Annotated in this window: 14 protein-coding genes; 5 read left to right on the top strand and 9 right to left on the bottom strand. The window is 70.7% G+C overall.

The annotated features are described in order from the left end of the window. Window positions 1-5: 5 nt before the first annotated feature. The 5 genes from ACGFYV_RS27520 to ACGFYV_RS27500 form a co-directional block, all read right to left on the bottom strand. Complete coding sequence (locus ACGFYV_RS27520) at window positions 6-1,439, bottom strand: protein kinase (RefSeq protein ID WP_393881166.1); 1,434 nt, start codon at window positions 1,437-1,439, stop codon at window positions 6-8. 139 nt (window positions 1,440-1,578) lie between these two features. Continuing rightward, on the bottom strand, window positions 1,579-2,724 hold the full coding sequence (locus tag ACGFYV_RS27515) for a hypothetical protein (RefSeq protein WP_393881165.1): 1,146 nt from the start codon (window positions 2,722-2,724) through the stop codon (window positions 1,579-1,581). A gap of 47 nt (window positions 2,725-2,771) precedes the next feature. Next, a complete protein-coding gene (locus tag ACGFYV_RS27510) occupies window positions 2,772-3,710 on the bottom strand; it encodes an N-acetylneuraminate synthase family protein (protein WP_393881164.1) in 939 nt (312 codons plus the stop codon). Between the two features lie 12 nt (window positions 3,711-3,722). Continuing rightward, a complete protein-coding gene (locus tag ACGFYV_RS27505; RefSeq protein WP_393881163.1) occupies window positions 3,723-5,000 on the bottom strand; it encodes a cytidylyltransferase domain-containing protein in 1,278 nt (425 codons plus the stop codon). Between the two features lie 32 nt (window positions 5,001-5,032). Beyond that, on the bottom strand, window positions 5,033-6,361 hold the full coding sequence (locus tag ACGFYV_RS27500) for a DUF6716 putative glycosyltransferase (protein ID WP_393881162.1): 1,329 nt from the start codon (window positions 6,359-6,361) through the stop codon (window positions 5,033-5,035). A 198-nt stretch (window positions 6,362-6,559) separates the two neighbouring features. Between ACGFYV_RS27500 and ACGFYV_RS27495 the strand changes: the two genes are divergently transcribed. The 5 genes from ACGFYV_RS27495 (at window position 6,560) to ACGFYV_RS27475 (ending at window position 11,834) form a co-directional block, all read left to right on the top strand. Beyond that, entirely contained in the window at window positions 6,560-7,540 is a 981-nt protein-coding gene (locus ACGFYV_RS27495) for a glycosyltransferase family 2 protein (RefSeq protein WP_393881161.1), read from the top strand. Then, a complete protein-coding gene (locus ACGFYV_RS27490; RefSeq protein WP_393881160.1) occupies window positions 7,537-8,871 on the top strand; it encodes an alpha-2,8-polysialyltransferase family protein in 1,335 nt (444 codons plus the stop codon). Before ACGFYV_RS27495 ends, ACGFYV_RS27490 begins: the two co-directional genes overlap by 4 nt. 381 nt (window positions 8,872-9,252) lie before the next feature. After that, the gene (locus ACGFYV_RS27485; RefSeq protein WP_393881159.1) at window positions 9,253-9,969 is read left to right on the top strand and encodes a glycosyltransferase family 4 protein; all 717 of its coding nucleotides are present in this window, start codon (window positions 9,253-9,255) and stop codon (window positions 9,967-9,969) included. Next, window positions 9,888-10,433 (top strand): hypothetical protein, encoded by a 546-nt coding sequence (locus ACGFYV_RS27480; protein WP_393881158.1) that lies wholly within the window; start codon window positions 9,888-9,890, stop codon window positions 10,431-10,433. Before ACGFYV_RS27485 ends, ACGFYV_RS27480 begins: the two co-directional genes overlap by 82 nt. Window positions 10,434-10,676: 243 nt before the next feature. Then, entirely contained in the window at window positions 10,677-11,834 is a 1,158-nt protein-coding gene (locus ACGFYV_RS27475) for an acyltransferase family protein (protein WP_393881157.1), read from the top strand. 126 nt (window positions 11,835-11,960) lie between these two features. On the opposite strand, the gene ACGFYV_RS27470 is transcribed toward ACGFYV_RS27475, so the two are convergent. From ACGFYV_RS27470 to ACGFYV_RS27455, 4 genes are all read right to left on the bottom strand, one after another. Continuing rightward, on the bottom strand, window positions 11,961-13,076 hold the full coding sequence (locus ACGFYV_RS27470) for an acyltransferase family protein (protein WP_393881251.1): 1,116 nt from the start codon (window positions 13,074-13,076) through the stop codon (window positions 11,961-11,963). A 297-nt stretch (window positions 13,077-13,373) separates the two neighbouring features. Further along, a complete protein-coding gene (locus ACGFYV_RS27465; RefSeq protein ID WP_393881156.1) occupies window positions 13,374-13,523 on the bottom strand; it encodes a hypothetical protein in 150 nt (49 codons plus the stop codon). Window positions 13,524-13,625: 102 nt separating this feature from the next. Beyond that, window positions 13,626-14,366, bottom strand: coding sequence for a DUF1906 domain-containing protein (locus ACGFYV_RS27460; RefSeq protein ID WP_393881250.1), 741 nt, complete (start codon window positions 14,364-14,366; stop codon window positions 13,626-13,628). A gap of 17 nt (window positions 14,367-14,383) precedes the next feature. Then, window positions 14,384-14,928 (bottom strand): RNA-guided endonuclease TnpB family protein (locus ACGFYV_RS27455; protein ID WP_393881155.1); only part of this gene is annotated, 545 nt, incomplete at its 5' end.

Raw genomic sequence — 14,928 nt, 5'->3', positions numbered from 1 at the left:
CCCGGTCATCGGCTGGTACGGCTGGTAAGGCCGAACGGGTGGGTAGGCCTGGCCGGGTGGGTAGGTCTGGCCGGGCGGGAAGGCCTGGCCGGGGTGAACGGGCCGGGTGGGCCCGGTGGACCGCATCGGTTGCGCGGCCTGCGTCGGCGCCGCGTAGGAGGGGTGCCCGACCTGCCCGACCTGACCGGCCTGCGGCTGCGGGCTGTGCGGGGCCGGTGCGCCGGACACGGTCGTCGGCTGGTGCGGGCCCGACGCTCCGGGACCCATGGTCGGCTGATGGGCGGCTGCCACGCCGGGCCCATGGTCGGCTGCTGCGCGGCCGGTACACCCGGTCCCGCCGTCGGCTGGTGCGCGGCGGGGCCGCCGGAGAGCGCGGTCAGCTGGTACGGGGCCGGGCTGCCGGACAGGGCCGTGGGTTCGTACGGGGCCGGTTGCCCGGGTACGGCCGTCCCGGGGTGCTGCGGTGTCGCGGGCCCGGCGGGCCCCGCCTGGGACGCCGGCCCCGCCTGGGGTGCCGGCGCCGGCTGGGGGGCGCGGTAGCGGTCCGCGATGACCGTGGTGACGGCGCCCGGGAGCCAGTCCTCGGGGCGGCGCAGCTGGGTGGCGCCGGAGGCGGCGTGGCACAGGGCGAGGACCTCGGCGAGCGCGGGGCGTGCCTCGGGGTCCTTGGCGAGGCAGCGGGTCACGAGTTCGGTCAGTTCGCCGGGCAGGCCGGTGAGGTCGGCCTCCTCGTGCACGATCCGGTAGAGCACCGCGTGCGAGGGGCCGTCTCCGTGGGCGGACCTGCCGAGGGCCGCGAAGGCGGCGACCTGGCCGAGGGCGAACACGTCGGACTGCGGTCCCACGGACCGGCCGGCCGCCTGTTCGGGGGACATGAAGGCGGGCGTGCCGACCGTGACCCCGCTGCCGGTCAGGGCGGTGGTGTCGGCGGCGCGGGCGATGCCGAAGTCGATCACGCGCGGCCCGTCCGCGGCCAGCAGCACGTTGGACGGCTTCAGGTCCCGGTGCACGATGCCCGCGCCGTGCACCACCTGGAGGGCCTCGGCCACACCGGCGGTGAGCAGCAGGGCGGTGGAGGCGGGCAGCGGGCCGTGTTCGCCGACCGCGACGGCGAGCGTGGGCCCGGAGACGTAGGCGGTGGCCAGCCAGGGCTGGGGACCGTCGGTGTCGGAGTCGATCACGGGGGCCGTGTACAGGCCCTGCACGCGCTCGGCGGCCCGCACCTCCTGTGCGAACCGCCGCCGGAACTCGGGGTCCTCGGCGAACTCGGGCCGGATCACCTTGATCGCGACGGGCCGTCCGCCGGGCGTGTGGGAGAGGTAGACCTTGCCCATACCGCCGGCGCCGAGCCTGGCGGCCAGCCGGTACCCGGCGATGGTCCGGGGATCGTCCGCGGCCAGCGGCTGTAAGGCCCCGCCGGGCATGCCGGTGTCGTTCATCGTTCCCCCGATGTCTGTGGATCGTGCGCCGCGCCGGTGACTCGTCCGCCGCCGGCGGTGACTCGTCCGCGGTGCCGCCGACGCGTCCGCGGCGGCACGGATCCTAGCGCGACCCCTTGTTACGCAAGGCCCACTGTCGTTACGCGAGGCCCACTGTCGCCAGCCTGTGGACGTCCCGTGCCGTGCCCGTGACTCCGGACAGGAAGCCCTGGGCGCGGGGCGAGGCGTTCTCGGTGAGCCAGGTGGGGTCGATGTCGCAGACGGCGACGCGGACGCCCGTGCCGGCCAGGGCCAGCGGGAGGGTGTGGACGACCGTGGAGGGGAAGCTGAGGATCGTGCGGCCGATGGGTCCCCGGCGGGCGATCAGCTCCAGCGGGAGGTCCGGGCGGACGATCTCCAGGCCGGTCTCGGTGGCCAGGCGGTGGAGCTTGTCGGTGTGCTCGCGGCGGTGCGCGAAGTAGCGGGTGGCGCCGTGGGCCCTGGCCAGGTTGCCGACGGCTTCCAGGTAGCGGTCGCCGTCCACCACGCCGGTCTCGACCAGGGAGGTGCCGACCAGGTCGGCGCCCTTGGTGATGCGCGGCGGCCCGAAGCGGGCGCGGGTCCAGGCGAAGCCGTTGGCGGTGACCGTGACGCCCTCGGGGGTCTCGGTGACCGGCATGGAGGAGAAGACCTCGACGCGGCGCCGGTCGCTCGGGGTGAGGCGGCGGCGGGCCGAGGAGGAGACGGGGGCGAAGAGCAGGTCGCGGGCGCCGGGTCGGCCGCCCTTGCGGTGCCAGCGGACCAGGCGCTCGCCGCGGGCGAGCTGGGCGACGAACTCCATCGTCGCGGTGCCGTCGTCCACGACGACGAGGTCCCGGGCACGGGTGATGGTCAGCAGCAGCTGGACGTACCGGGAGAACGGGTCTCCCATGACGATCCGGTCCGCCCGCCGGAGCGGACCGGCGAGGCCGCCGATGGTGTGGAAGGGCGCGGTCGTACCGCCCCGCGCCTCCTCCCAGCGCACCCGGTGCCCCTCGTCCCGGGCCAGGTCCGCCATGCGGCGCAGCTGGCCCCGTGTCATGGGGTCGGTCGGCGACAGGACCACGACGGTGAGCTCCGCACCGGCGGGCGCCGCGGCGGCCGGTGTCCGCCGTGCCTGGCCGGGCACGGTGGGCCGGTGCTGCTCGGGGCTGCCGCGCAGGTCGTGCAGGTGCGCCCACTCCAGTACGTTCAGCAGCTGTACCGGGCTCTCCACGAAGGCGAGCGTGCGGGCGGGGTGGCCGGCCTGGCCGGCGCGGGGGCTCATCGTCGTACGACCGTCCCGTCGTAGGGCAGTTAAGGCGATCGGGGCGCTCAGACCGAGACCGGCTCGCCCGCCGCCGCGGCGATCTCCGCCTCGGCGACGACGCCGGAGACGCGGCGCAGCTTCTTCATCGGGCCGAGCTCGGAGTCGTAGACCTTCTTGACGCCGTCACCGAGGGAGGCCTCGATGGTGCGGATGTCGCGGACGAGGCGCACGAGGCCCTGCGGCTCGACGGAGGCGGCCTGGTCGGAGCCCCACATCGCGCGGTCGAGGGTGATGTGGCGCTCGACGAAGGTGGCGCCGAGGGCGACGGCGGCCAGCGTGGTCTGCAGGCCGGTCTCGTGGCCGGAGTAGCCGATCGGGACGTTCGGGAACTCCTTCTCCAGCGTGTTGATCACGCGGAGGTTCAGCTCCTCGGCCTTCGCCGGGTAGGTCGACGTGGCGTGGCACATCAGGATGTTGTCCGAGCCGAGGACCTCGACCGCGTGGCGGATCTGCTTCGGGGTCGACATGCCGGTGGAGAGGATGATCGCGCGGCCGGTGGCGCGCAGGGCGCGCAGCAGCTCGTCGTCGGTGAGGGAGGCGGAGGCCACCTTGTGGGCGGGGACGTCGAACTTCTCCAGGAAGGCGACGGCCTCGGTGTCCCACGGGGAGGCGAACCAGTCGATCCCCTTCTCCTTGCAGTACTCGTCGATCTGGCGGTACTCGTCCTCACCGAACTCCACGCGGTGGCGGTAGTCGATGTAGGTCATCCGGCCCCAGGGGGTGTCGCGCTCGATGTCCCACTGGTCGCGCGGGGTGCAGATCTCGGGGGTGCGCTTCTGGAACTTGACGGCGTCGCAGCCGGCCTCGGCGGCCACGTCGATCAGCTTGAACGCGTTCTCCAGCTCACCGTTGTGGTTGATGCCGATCTCGCCGCAGATGTAGACGGGCTTGCCGGGGCCGACCTCGCGCGAACCGAAGGAGCGCAGACGGGAGTTGGTGCTCATCAGGGGATGTCCTTACTTGGGGAGGGAATCGAGAGAGGGGCCGAGGATCCAGCTGGCGATCTCTCGGATCGCGCCGTCACCGCCGGGTACGGTGGTGACCGCGCGTGCGGCGCCGCGAACGACGTCGTGTGCGCTCGCGACCGCCACGGGCCAGCCCACGAGGGCGAAGCACGGGAGGTCGTTGACGTCGTTGCCGACGTAGAGCACGCGCTCAGGCGCGATGCCCTGCTCCTCGCACCACTGCTTGAGGGCGAGGTCCTTGCGGTCGATGCCGTGCAGCACGGGGATCTTGAGCTTCCGGGCGCGGGCGGCGACCACCGGGTTCTGTTCCGTGGACAGGATCAGCATCTTCAGGCCGCTCTTGCGCAGGGCGGCGATGCCGAGCCCGTCTCCGCGGTGCACGGAGACGAACTCCCGTCCGTCGGAGTCGATCAGCACCCGGTCGTCGGTCTGGGTGCCGTCGAAGTCGAGGACGACGGCGTCGATGTCGTCGTAGGTGGGCAGGGCGCCGGTGGGGGTCCCCCCGCTCGAGCAGGTTCGAGAGTGGGGGAGGTCCGCGTCGAAGAGCGGGGCCAGGGCGCGGGCGCGGGCCAGGTCGTGCGGGTCGTCGATCTCCAGCACGCGGGCCGGGTCGGTGCGCACCAGTTCGGTGTGGCCGAAGAAGCGGTGGTTGTGCTTGCGGAAGCCCGCCGCGTCCATGGCGTAGGCGGCGCCGGTCTCCAGGAAGTCCTGGGGGCGGTCCTGGCGGCGCGGGCGGTAGGACTTGTCGTGGTTGACGCCCACGCCGCCCGCGGGCTCCGCGCCGGCCTCGGTCTCCGCCTCGCGCCAGATGAAGCCGTGGAAGGGGGCCACCGTCACCGCGGTGTCCGCGCCGTTCTCGACGACCGCGCCGGCGACGCCGTCGATGTCCTCGCGGATGATGAAGGGGCTGGTGCACTGGACGAGGAGGACCACGTCGACGGCCGCGCCGTGCAGGGTCTCGTGGGCGTCCATGGCGTGCAGGACCGCGGCCTCGGAGGTCGCCGTGTCCCCGGCGATGGCGGCCGGGCGCAGCACGACCTCGGCGCCGGCCTGGCGGGCGGCGGCCGCGATGGCCTGGTCGTCGGTGGAGACGACGACGTCGGTCACCAGCCGGCTCGCCCGGCACTCGCGGACCGCGCGGGCCACCAGCGGGATGCCGCCGACGGGGGCGAGGTTCTTCGCGGGTACGCCCTTGGAGCCGCCGCGCGCGGGGATCACCGCGAGCACCCGGCGCAACGAAGCGCCTGGGCCTGCTTCCGGGTGGGACATGGGCTGTTCTCCTTGAGGTGGTATCCGGTCGCTCACAGCTCCCCCATCCGGCGGATCACGGGGGCGACGCGCTGTACGCCGTGGCGGTAGGCGCCGCGTGCGGCCCGGCGCACGATCTGGCGGACCGGTCCCGGCTCCTTGTCGGCGGCGGGCGCGCCGGGCAGCGGGGCGCCGTCGGGGCCGAGGTGGTGGCGGGCGAGGATGCCGGGCAGGTAGCCGGGCGCGGTCTCGGGTGTGTAGTACGGGTTCAGGGGCGGCAGGCCGCCGGGGCGCTCCAGCAGCTCGGCGATGCGCTCACGCGCCGTGTCGAAGGCGGTGGCGTACGACCCTCCCCCAGAGGGGGTACCCCCAGCCGCGACCCCCTGCCGTGCCACCCACTCCTCGTCCGGCGCCGGGCGGTGTCCGGCGTCGAGCTGGTCCCAGGAGGCGAGGCACCCGGAGCCGGTGAAGTGGTGGTTGCCGAGCACCTCGCGCACCCCCAGGTCGGTCAGGACGACCGTGGGGATGCGCCGGTGCAGGGACTCCAAGGCGGCGGTGGAGCTGATCGTGACGAGCAGGTCGGTGCGGTCGAGCACGTCGCCCATGTGGCCGTAGACCAGCTGGAAGTTGGCCGGGACGTCCTTGCCCTGGACCAGCTTCTGGTACGGCAACTCCTCGATGTGCGTGGTGTGTTCGCCGGGCTTGGAGCGCAGTTTCAGCAGCACCTCGCGCTCGGGGTGCCTGCGGGCGTGCTCGATCAGCCGGTTCAGCAGGTACGCACGGTCTCTGCGGCTGTCCGGGACGGACGGCTGGGCCGCGAACACCACGGTGTACGGCTCGTGTTCACCGGTGTACGGCTCCCCGCCGAGGAAGGGCAGCGCGACCTCGGTCACCGCGGACGCGTCGGCGCCCACCCCCTCGAACACGGCGCGGAACCGGTCCGCGTCGTGGGCCGAGTTGGCGAGGACGAGGTCGGCGCCGTGCCGCAGCAGCAGGCCGTCGGCGAGCTTCTCGTAGACGACACCGACGTAGCCGGTGACGACGACGGGGCGCGGGCCCGTGCCCCAGGCGTGGCGCAGTCCGTGCAGCATCGCCTGGACGCCGCCGCCGACCAGCGCGAGGACGAGGACGTCGTAGGACTCCCCGGTCATGGCGCGCAGGAACTCGGCCGCGGTCACCTCGCGCAGGGAGTCGGCCTGGACGCCGACTTCCTGGAGCTGGCGGGCGGTGGGGGTGGCTCGTCCGCGCAGGAGGTAGCCGTCGAGCTTCATCTCGGCACCCGAGGGGGCGACGCGCTGCGCGGTGAGCGCGCCCCACTTCCATCGGGTGTCGGAGTCGGCGAGGACGGCGACCCGCAGGGACTTCGTAGCACTTGCTGGCACGTCGAAGACGCTAGGAAGGCATTCCGAGGATCGGCCCAACCCGAACACAACAAACGGTTAACAGCACATCGCCGAATGGCGAATCGATCCAAAAACGCGTGCGGAACAGTCCCGGTTCACAGGTTCGCCATGCGTCATTCATCTGCCATCAAGCTACCGTCCAAGACTGATGACGGACACCGCCCTAACGTCCAGTACGTGGTCAAGCTCTCCGTCATCGTGCCGTTCTACAACGTGCAGCAATACGCGCCCGACACTCTGAGGAGCCTCAGAGAGAACGCGCGTGAAGACTTCGAATTCATCCTCGTCGACGACTGCTCCAGCGACGGGACACCCGGGATTCTGGCGCGCGCCGAGCGCGAGCTGCCAGGCGCGGTGCATGTCACCCACGAGAAGAACGGGGGACTCGCCACCGCGCGCAACACGGGCATCGACCGGGCGCGCGGCGAGTACATCACGTTCCTGGACGGCGACGACTGGCTCGCCCCCGGTTACTATCCGCAGCTGCTCGCCGCCATCGAGTCACTGGGCTGTGACTTCCTGCGCACCGATCATGTGCAGACCACGGCGCGTGCGCGCACCGTGCACCGGGTGCCGGTCGGCCGCCGCAACACGGTGCTCGACCCGCGGGCGGCGATCCTGCCCGCCGACCGCTCCACCTCCGTCGACTACGCGTACGCCTGGGCGGGGATCTACCACCGCCGGCTGCTCGACAGGGGGCTGCTGCACTTCACCGACGGGCTGCGCACGGCCGAGGACCGCCCGTGGATCTGGAAGCTGCACCGGGAGGCGGAGTCCTTCGCCGCGGTGAGCCTGCTCGGCTTGTTCTACCGGCGGGGCGTCGCCTCTTCGCTCACCCAGATCGGCGATGTGCGCCAGCTCGACTTCATCCGGGCGTTCGACCAGGTCGTCGAGGAGACGGCCCAGGACCCGGAGGCGGACACCTTGCTGCCGAAGGCCGTCCGCACGTACTGCGCCATCATTTCCCATCATCTGGGATCCATCGAAAGGTTCGAGCCCGCGGTGGCGAAGAAGCTGAAGTCCATGAGTGCGGCCGCGCTGCGGCGCATGCCGCAGGACGTGCTGGAGGAGGCCCTGGACTCCATGGACCTCCAGCGCGCAACGAAGCTGCGCCGGCTGCGCCGCCGGCCGGCCGCCGCCCCGGGGGTCGCCGCGTGAGCACCCAGATCTTCCAGGCGTCCACGCTCTACGGCATGGCGACGCTCGCCGCCGCGCTGGACTCCGGCTGCTTCCGTCCCGCCGACCGCCGCATCCTGCTGGTCTGCAACAACGCCGCGACGCCCGAGACGACACCGGGTCCGGACGAGATGCCGGGCTTCGAGCGGCTGCGCGAGCGGTTCGACGAGGTGCTGTCGTACAACGAGACGATCTTCCCCTTCCACCCGGGCGGCTGGGCCCCGCGCCCCGAGGACATGCCGCTCTGGGAGCGGTATCTGCGCCTCGAATGGCGGCTCGGTGACGACGACGTCGAGTTCGCGGTCGAGTCGATCCAGGTCAACCCGTCGCTCTCGCTGACGCAGATCTTCACCGGCGCGCCCGTGACCGTGTACGCGGACGGCCTGATGAGCTACGGCCCGACGCGCAACAAGATCGACCCGCTGGTCGGTACCCGGGTGGACCGGGTGCTCCACCTCGACCTGGTGCCGGGCCTGGAGCCGCTGCTGCTCACCGAGTTCGGTGTGGCGGGCGAGATCGTGCCGACCGCTGCCTTCACCAAGGTGCTCGCCGAACTCGCCGGCGGCGGTGAGGGGCTGCCGGAGATCGAGGAGCCCGCGCTGCTGCTCGGCCAGTACCTCTCCGCGCTCGGCATCCTCAGCGCCGAGGAGGAGGAGGACCTCCACGTCCGCATGCTGAAGGGCGCCTTCGAACTCGGCCACACCAGGATCGTGTTCAAGCCGCACCCGACGGCGCCGGCCCGGTTCGCGCGCACGCTGGAGCAGGAGGCGGAGAAGCTCGGCGCCGAGCTGACCGTCCTGGAGACGCCGGTGCTGGCCGAGGTGCTGTACCAGCGGATGCGCCCGGCGCTGGTCGTCGGCTGCTTCTCCACGGCGCTGCTGACCGCGTCCGCGCTGTACGGTCTGCCGGTCGCCCGCGTGGGCACGGGGCTGCTCCTTGACCGGCTGTCCCCGTTCGAGAACAGCAACCGTGTCCCCGTCACCATCGTCGACGCGCTGCTGCCGGAGCTGACGGACCGGGCCGCGGTCACCGAGCAGCGCCGCGGGATGGACGTCGGCGACCTGGGCCGGCTGGTGCGGGCGGTGGGCTTCGCGATGCAGTCGAAGATCCTGCCGCGACTGCGCCGGGAGACCGAGGCCTTCCTCGCCGAGAACCTCGACGCCAAGACCCTGCGCTACTTCAAGCGCAGGCGCCTGACGTCACTGGGGCTGCCGGGCGGAGTGCCCGCCCAGCTGGGGTTCATCCCGCGCAACGCCACCGTGCGCCGGGTGGCGCGGCGGGCGTTGGCGTTGAAGAGGGCCATGAAGGGCTGATCGCGGAGGGGAACCCTCGAAGCTTCTTGTGGGCGCACGGCGCGAACGACCGTGCGACCACAAGAAGCTTCCTTTTTTTCCCTTCCCTCACCATGTTTTCCCCTCCCGCACAACGACGCATGGCCCAGAGTTCACCCAGGGTTCCCCCCTGCTTCAATCACAGGCGCAACAAGGTCAGGTTCCATGCACTCACATCAAGGCTCGGGCTGGACCGTGATGATGGTGCGACCGGCCCCACTGAAGATGGATTAGGTCCATGCGCATCGCTGTGTTTGTGGAGAACCGCAATGGCGTCGGTCTCGCTTCGGAGATCATGAAGGCGCCGGGGGCCGCGGCACACTCCTTTCACCTGGTGACGGCCGACCGGGACGGCGATGTAGGTTGTGCACCTTCAGGTCGCCGAAGCGCGCCGCCGCCTCCTGCTCGATCCATTCGGCGAAGCACGCACTGCGGCACGCCGAGATGCTCAAGGTGCTGCCCAAGATCAAGGTGCTGTGCGTCTCGACCGCGCGGGCCGACATGTTCCGCCAGCTCGGCGTGAGCGACCCGGTCGTCGTGTACAACACGGTGCCGCTCGACACCCACCGCGCACGGGCCCGGCAGACGCCCGGTGAGCGGCCACGGATCGTGATGGTCGGTTCGATGCAGGACCGCAAGGGTCTCGACCTGTTCTCGCGGGTCGCGGAACTCGCCTATGCGCGAGGCCTGCCGTGGCGGTTCGCGTGGATCGGCCACAAGACGTGGCGCATCGGTGCCTCGACGCTGCTGTCGGACCGCGTCGAATGGATGGGAGCGCTCTCCCGGGACCGGGTGCGCGAGGAACTGGCCGCCTCGGACGTCTTCTTCCCGTCCAGCGTGGACGATCCGATGCCGCTGTCGGTGGTCGAGGCGGTGCAGCAGCGGCTGCGCACGGTCACCTACCACCGGGTGGGCTCCCGGGAGGTGTCGAGGGCGTGCCCGGGTACCGCTCGTTCGCCGAGTACACACCGGAGGCAGCGCTGGACGCGCTGCGTCATGTGCTCGACGAAGAGGTCTCGGAGGCCGAGTACCGGGACGTGGAGGAGTTGTTCGACATCTCCTCCTTCTCCGCCCGGATGACGGCCGCGCTCAACCTGGCGGGCCCCGAGGACCTGGTGCACGCCGTACCGGAGGGCGATGCCCAGCAGCCTGACGGCGACACGTCGTACGGCGAGGGGTCGTTCTCGGCGGTGCTCTCCCGGCACGGCAAGTATCTCGCCGAGGACTTCAACCGGCACTTCACCAAGGGCAAGTACGACGACGCCCTGCGCGTCGGCACGGAGATCCTGCGGCGCAGACAGCCGGTGGACGTGCTCATCGGCATGGCGGAGATACGGGCTTCACGGGGCGACGTCGACGAGGCATGCCAACTGCTGTCCGCGGCCGCGATCGCGGGAGGGGACCGCGCCCGTGTGTGGTCCGAGGTGGCACGAGTCGCCGAGAAGCTCGGTTCCCGCGGCCGGTCCATCCGGCAGCTCGCACGCAAGGAGTCGCTGCGCATCCAGTTGGGCAACCGTTCCGGCCGGCTGCTGAAGCTGGACTGAGGCGACAGGGCCGCGCGGGACGTCCCGGGAAGGTATCGGGAACCTTACGTGGCCTGGAGATGACCCCTTGGGAACAACTGACCGAAGGGGGGTTTTCGTCGAACATCAGCTCCCAACGGGAGTTCTAGTATTCCTGTCGGCGATCCTCCTTCGGCCTGGGCCTCCTCCGGTCAGGAGTGTGTGCGCATCCAGTGGGGAGTGCGTACGAGGACAGCCCGCGGTGTACTTGCGAGGGGTGCCAGCGTGACCGAGACGGTCGTGACCACACAGAATCCGCGATCCGCGAAAGCGGCGCCCGCTTCCGCGGCGGACACGCCGACCGCGCCCGCGCCGCCGGAGAAACGTACCGGCGGACGGCTCCGCGCCCTCGACGGGCTGCGGCTCGTCGCCGCCCTCATGGTGGCGCTGTACCACTACGGCGGTCGCGACGGCTTCGTCAGCCAGGCCTGGGGCACCTCGCCCAAAGAGCAGTTCCCCACGCTGCACACGCCGTTCGCCTACGGCTGTCTCGGTGTCGAGATCTTCTTCGTCATCAGCGGGTTCGTCATCTGCATGAGCGGCTGGGGCAGGCCGCTGCGCTCCTTCTTCGCCTCCCGCGTGTCCCGGCTGATGCCGGCGTACTGGGCGGCGGTCGTGCTGGTCACGGTGGTGTTCGCGCTACCGGCGGTGGTGTACGAGACGGTGTCGCCGAGCGATGCCCTGGTGAACCTGACCCTGCTGCAGGAACCCCTGGGTGTCGACCGGGTGCTGGGCGTCGACTGGACGCTGTGGGCGGAGATCCGCTTCTACGCCCTGTTCGCCCTGCTCGTGGTCCTGCCGGGCGTCAGCAGGCGCCGGGTGCTCCTGTTCTGCGCCTGCTGGACGATGGGCGCCGCCATCGCGCAGGGGGCCCGGCAGCCGCTGCTCGACATCGTGCTGATGCCGCAGTACGCGCCGTTCTTCATCGGCGGGATCGGGCTGTATCTGGTCCACCGTGACCGCAAGGACGCGCTCGCATGGGGGGTCGTCGGGGTGAACTTCCTGATCGGCCAGCACTACGCGGTGAGCGACCTGTGGAACGCCACGGATCCGAACGCCTTCGCCCATCGCACCTCGTTCGGCATCATCGCGGTCGTGGCCTTCGGCTTCCTCGCCGTCGCCGCGATCGCGCTCGGCTGGCTGGACTGGGCGAACTGGCGCTGGCTGACCGTGGCCGGGGCGCTGACGTACCCCTTCTACCTGGTGCACGAGCACCTGGGCTGGGTGGTCATCCGCACGCTGCACCACGGTCTGCACCTGCCCTCGTCGGTCACCTTCACCGGAACGATCACCGGGATGCTGCTGCTGGCCTGGCTGTTGCACCGGTTCGTCGAGGACCCGCTGACACCGCGGCTGCGCAAGGCCCTGAACCAGATCCGCTGAGGCAGGTGCGCTGAACCAGGTCCGCTGAACCAGGTCCGCTGAGGCCGGTCCCCCCGTCGAACGTCGGCGGGGGGGACCGGCCTCTGCGGACCTCATGCCTCCGCGGCCCTGATGCCCCCGGGGACCTCATGCCCCCGCGTTCCGCAGCCGCGCGAAGGACGTGTCCAGCCCCCGCTTCAGCATCCGTGCCACCGGGGCCTCCACGAACCGGTGCACGAGCCAGCTCAGCACCAGGAACCCGGCGATCACCGAGACGACCAGCAGCCGCGCGTCCATCGTGTCCTTCATCCGGTTGATGAACGTCGTACCGGCCGCGTAGTGCATCAGATACAGCGGGAAGGTCAGACTCCCGGCCGTCACCAGCCACTTCCACCGGATGCCGTCCGTCGCACCGAGCGCGATCGCGACCATGACGAGCAGAAAGACCGTGAAGATCAGCACGCTGCCCCGCCACCCCGACACGTGCTCGACGTTATCGATCCTGAGCTGCAGCTCCCGCTGCCCCATCAGCCACGCCATCGCGAGGATGCCCCACAGCAGCAGGTCCTGACCGAAGCGGTGCATGAGATAGAGGGCGAGGCCGGCGATGAAGTACCAGGCGCCGCCGGGGTCGGCGGCCAGGGTGAGGAGATCGAACTTCGCCACCGGGGCGAGCATCGCCGCCGCGCCCCAGACACAGCAGAAGATCACGACCTTGCGGTACGTCAGCCCGGTGACGACCACCACCATGAACAGCAGGTAGAAGCGCAGCTCCGACCAGAGCGTCCAGTACACGCCGTCCACGTTCAGCACACCGGAACCGGACTGCAGCATCGTGAAGTTGAGCAGGATGTCACGCGTGCGCAGCCGGTCCCAGACGCCGGGCAGCGCCACCAGGACGACCGTCGTGAAGATGATGGCGAACCAGTACGCCGGATAGAGGCGGATCACCCGGGAGACGAAGAACTGCCGGGGCGTACGGCCCCAGCAGGACATGCAGATCACGAAGCCACTGATCACGAAGAATATCTCGACGCCGATCCAGCCGTACGTCGCGAGGTGGAACACGGTCGGCATGATGTCGGACACCGGCCGGTCCCAGACCGCGTTGTGCGGCTGGTCGACCCGGTCGGTCCCGGCGTAGTGATGCAGGGCGACCATCAGCGCGGCGACGAGCCGGAGGCCGTCGATGGCGTAGAGGCGACCACGCTCGCGTTGTGGCCGGGGCGACGTGGCGAGCGCGTCGGGCGACACCCTTCGCAACGGCTGGGTCGGCCGGCCCTCGGCAAGCGGCGGGAGCGACTGCCGCAGCCCGTCCGCGCCCCTGGTGGCTCTCAACGACCCTCTGTTCGCACCACGCATGGAGACCCCAGCCATCCCTCGGCCCCGTTCATCCGCTTCTTCGAACAGCCACACTAAGGTGCCACATTTGCCCCACAGGGAGTCAGTATGAATATTCCGAACATTGGCGACATGGGGTTACCGCAACTCTCAATGTGAATCCCCACGCTGTTCGCCAAGAGTTCACGCGACGCCCATCGCCGACGGTCACCGGACCAGTCAGGCGTTGGTGCCGACGTGGAGGGTTCCGTCGGGAGTGCCGGTGGCGTAGGTGCCGAAGATCGCGCCGTTGCCGTCGATCATGGAGCTGTTGCTCCAGTTGCCGGTCGTCCCCTTGCGGACCCGGTCCCAGACCTCACCGTTGACCACCGCCTCGACGTGAAGGTCGCCGTTCGGCAGGGCCGCAGAACTGACGTGGCTGATGCCGCCGTTGGCGTCGATCTGCGTCGCGTTGCCCCAGACACCCGCGGCCTAGCGGGTACGGTCCCAGATCTCGCCGTTGACCAGCGCCTGGACATGCACCGTGCCGTCGGGCAGGCCCGCGGCAGCCACCGCCGTGATGGCGTCGTTGGTGTCGATGAGCGTGGCGTTCGTGTCCCACGGACCACCGTCCGGCCGCGCACGATCCCACACCCGCCCATGCGCCACCGGTGAGGTGTCCGTGGCCATCTGCACGTCCAGGTAGTCCTGGTCGATGTCGATCGTCGTGCCGCCCCACGATTCACCGTGGCCGCCGGAGTACTGATGGACGCGCTGGTGGTCGCTCCACAGGTTGCCGGGCACGCCCGGGTCGGCGGTGTTCGCGGAGCCGTTCCACAGCGCGTCGAAGATGACATCGGGCATGGTGTGGCCGGTGACGTTGCCGACCAGGTCCTGGATGCCCGAATCACTGCTGCTGTACCAGCCGGAGTGGAAGCCCCGGGCGCGTATCCGCTCGGTCCAGGCTTCCTCGAAGGCCAGCACCTTGGCGGAGTACGCCGAGGAGTACGCCTCCATGTCGTAGTACAGCGTCGCCCCGGGCCCGAAGCCGAGAGCGGTGGCGTCATCGACGGCGTCGTCGGCCGCGGCGGCGCCCTGGGTCGCGGGCGAGGTGATGCCCGAAGCCTGCGTCCCCACGTAGATGGGCACGAACCTCCAGCCGTCAGTGGCCCGCTGCTGCACCCAGGACGCCGTCAGATTGGGCTGGCTGCACGCGCGCTGAGAACCACCGATTTGACGTGCTCCCTGGCCTAAAGTCCAGGGATTCCGGCCTGGGTCGGCTGACCCTTCCGGGGGCTTCCTGCTTCACCGCGCTGTGCGGGCACGGGTGCCCGTCTTACCGGCGCTCCACAGGCGTTTGGCGTCTCCGCCCGTCCGGCGGCGACGATACGGCGTCCTTCGAAGAGGACGTTGCGGGCTGCGTTGTGGTCGCGGTCGTGCGCGGTGCCGCACGCGCCGCACGTCCACTGCCGGACGTGCAGGGGTTTGGGGCCGTCCCTGAATCCACAGGCCGAGCAGACCTGGGAGGAGGGGAAGGCCCGGTCCACCTTGGCGAAGGTGCGGCCGTGCAGAGCCGCCTTGTATTCCAGCATGCCGACGAACGCGGACCATCCCGCGTCGTGCACGGACGTGGCGAGCCGGGTGCGGCCGAGGCCGGACACCGCGAGGTCCTCCACGTACACCGCTTGGTTGTCGCGGATGATCTGTGTGGAAACCTTGTGGTGCCAGTCCCGGCGCCGGTTGGCTACCTTGGCGTGCCGGCGTGCGACCTTGACGCGGGCCTTGGCCCGGTTCT

Origin of the sequence: Streptomyces sp. NPDC048297, from assembly GCF_043201585.1 — a bacterium.
Taxonomy (GTDB): domain Bacteria; phylum Actinomycetota; class Actinomycetes; order Streptomycetales; family Streptomycetaceae; genus Streptomyces.
This window is presented reverse-complemented; position numbering and strand designations above follow the sequence as displayed.

Coding starts and splice junctions, on each gene's coding strand:
- ACGFYV_RS27510 (WP_393881164.1), bottom strand. CDS start 3,710: ATGAGCACCAACTCCCGTCTGCGCTCCTTCGGTTCGCGCGAGGTCGGC.
- ACGFYV_RS27520 (WP_393881166.1), bottom strand. CDS start 1,439: ATGAACGACACCGGCATGCCCGGCGGGGCCTTACAGCCGCTGGCCGCG.
- ACGFYV_RS27515 (WP_393881165.1), bottom strand. CDS start 2,724: ATGAGCCCCCGCGCCGGCCAGGCCGGCCACCCCGCCCGCACGCTCGCC.
- ACGFYV_RS27505 (WP_393881163.1), bottom strand. CDS start 5,000: ATGTCCCACCCGGAAGCAGGCCCAGGCGCTTCGTTGCGCCGGGTGCTC.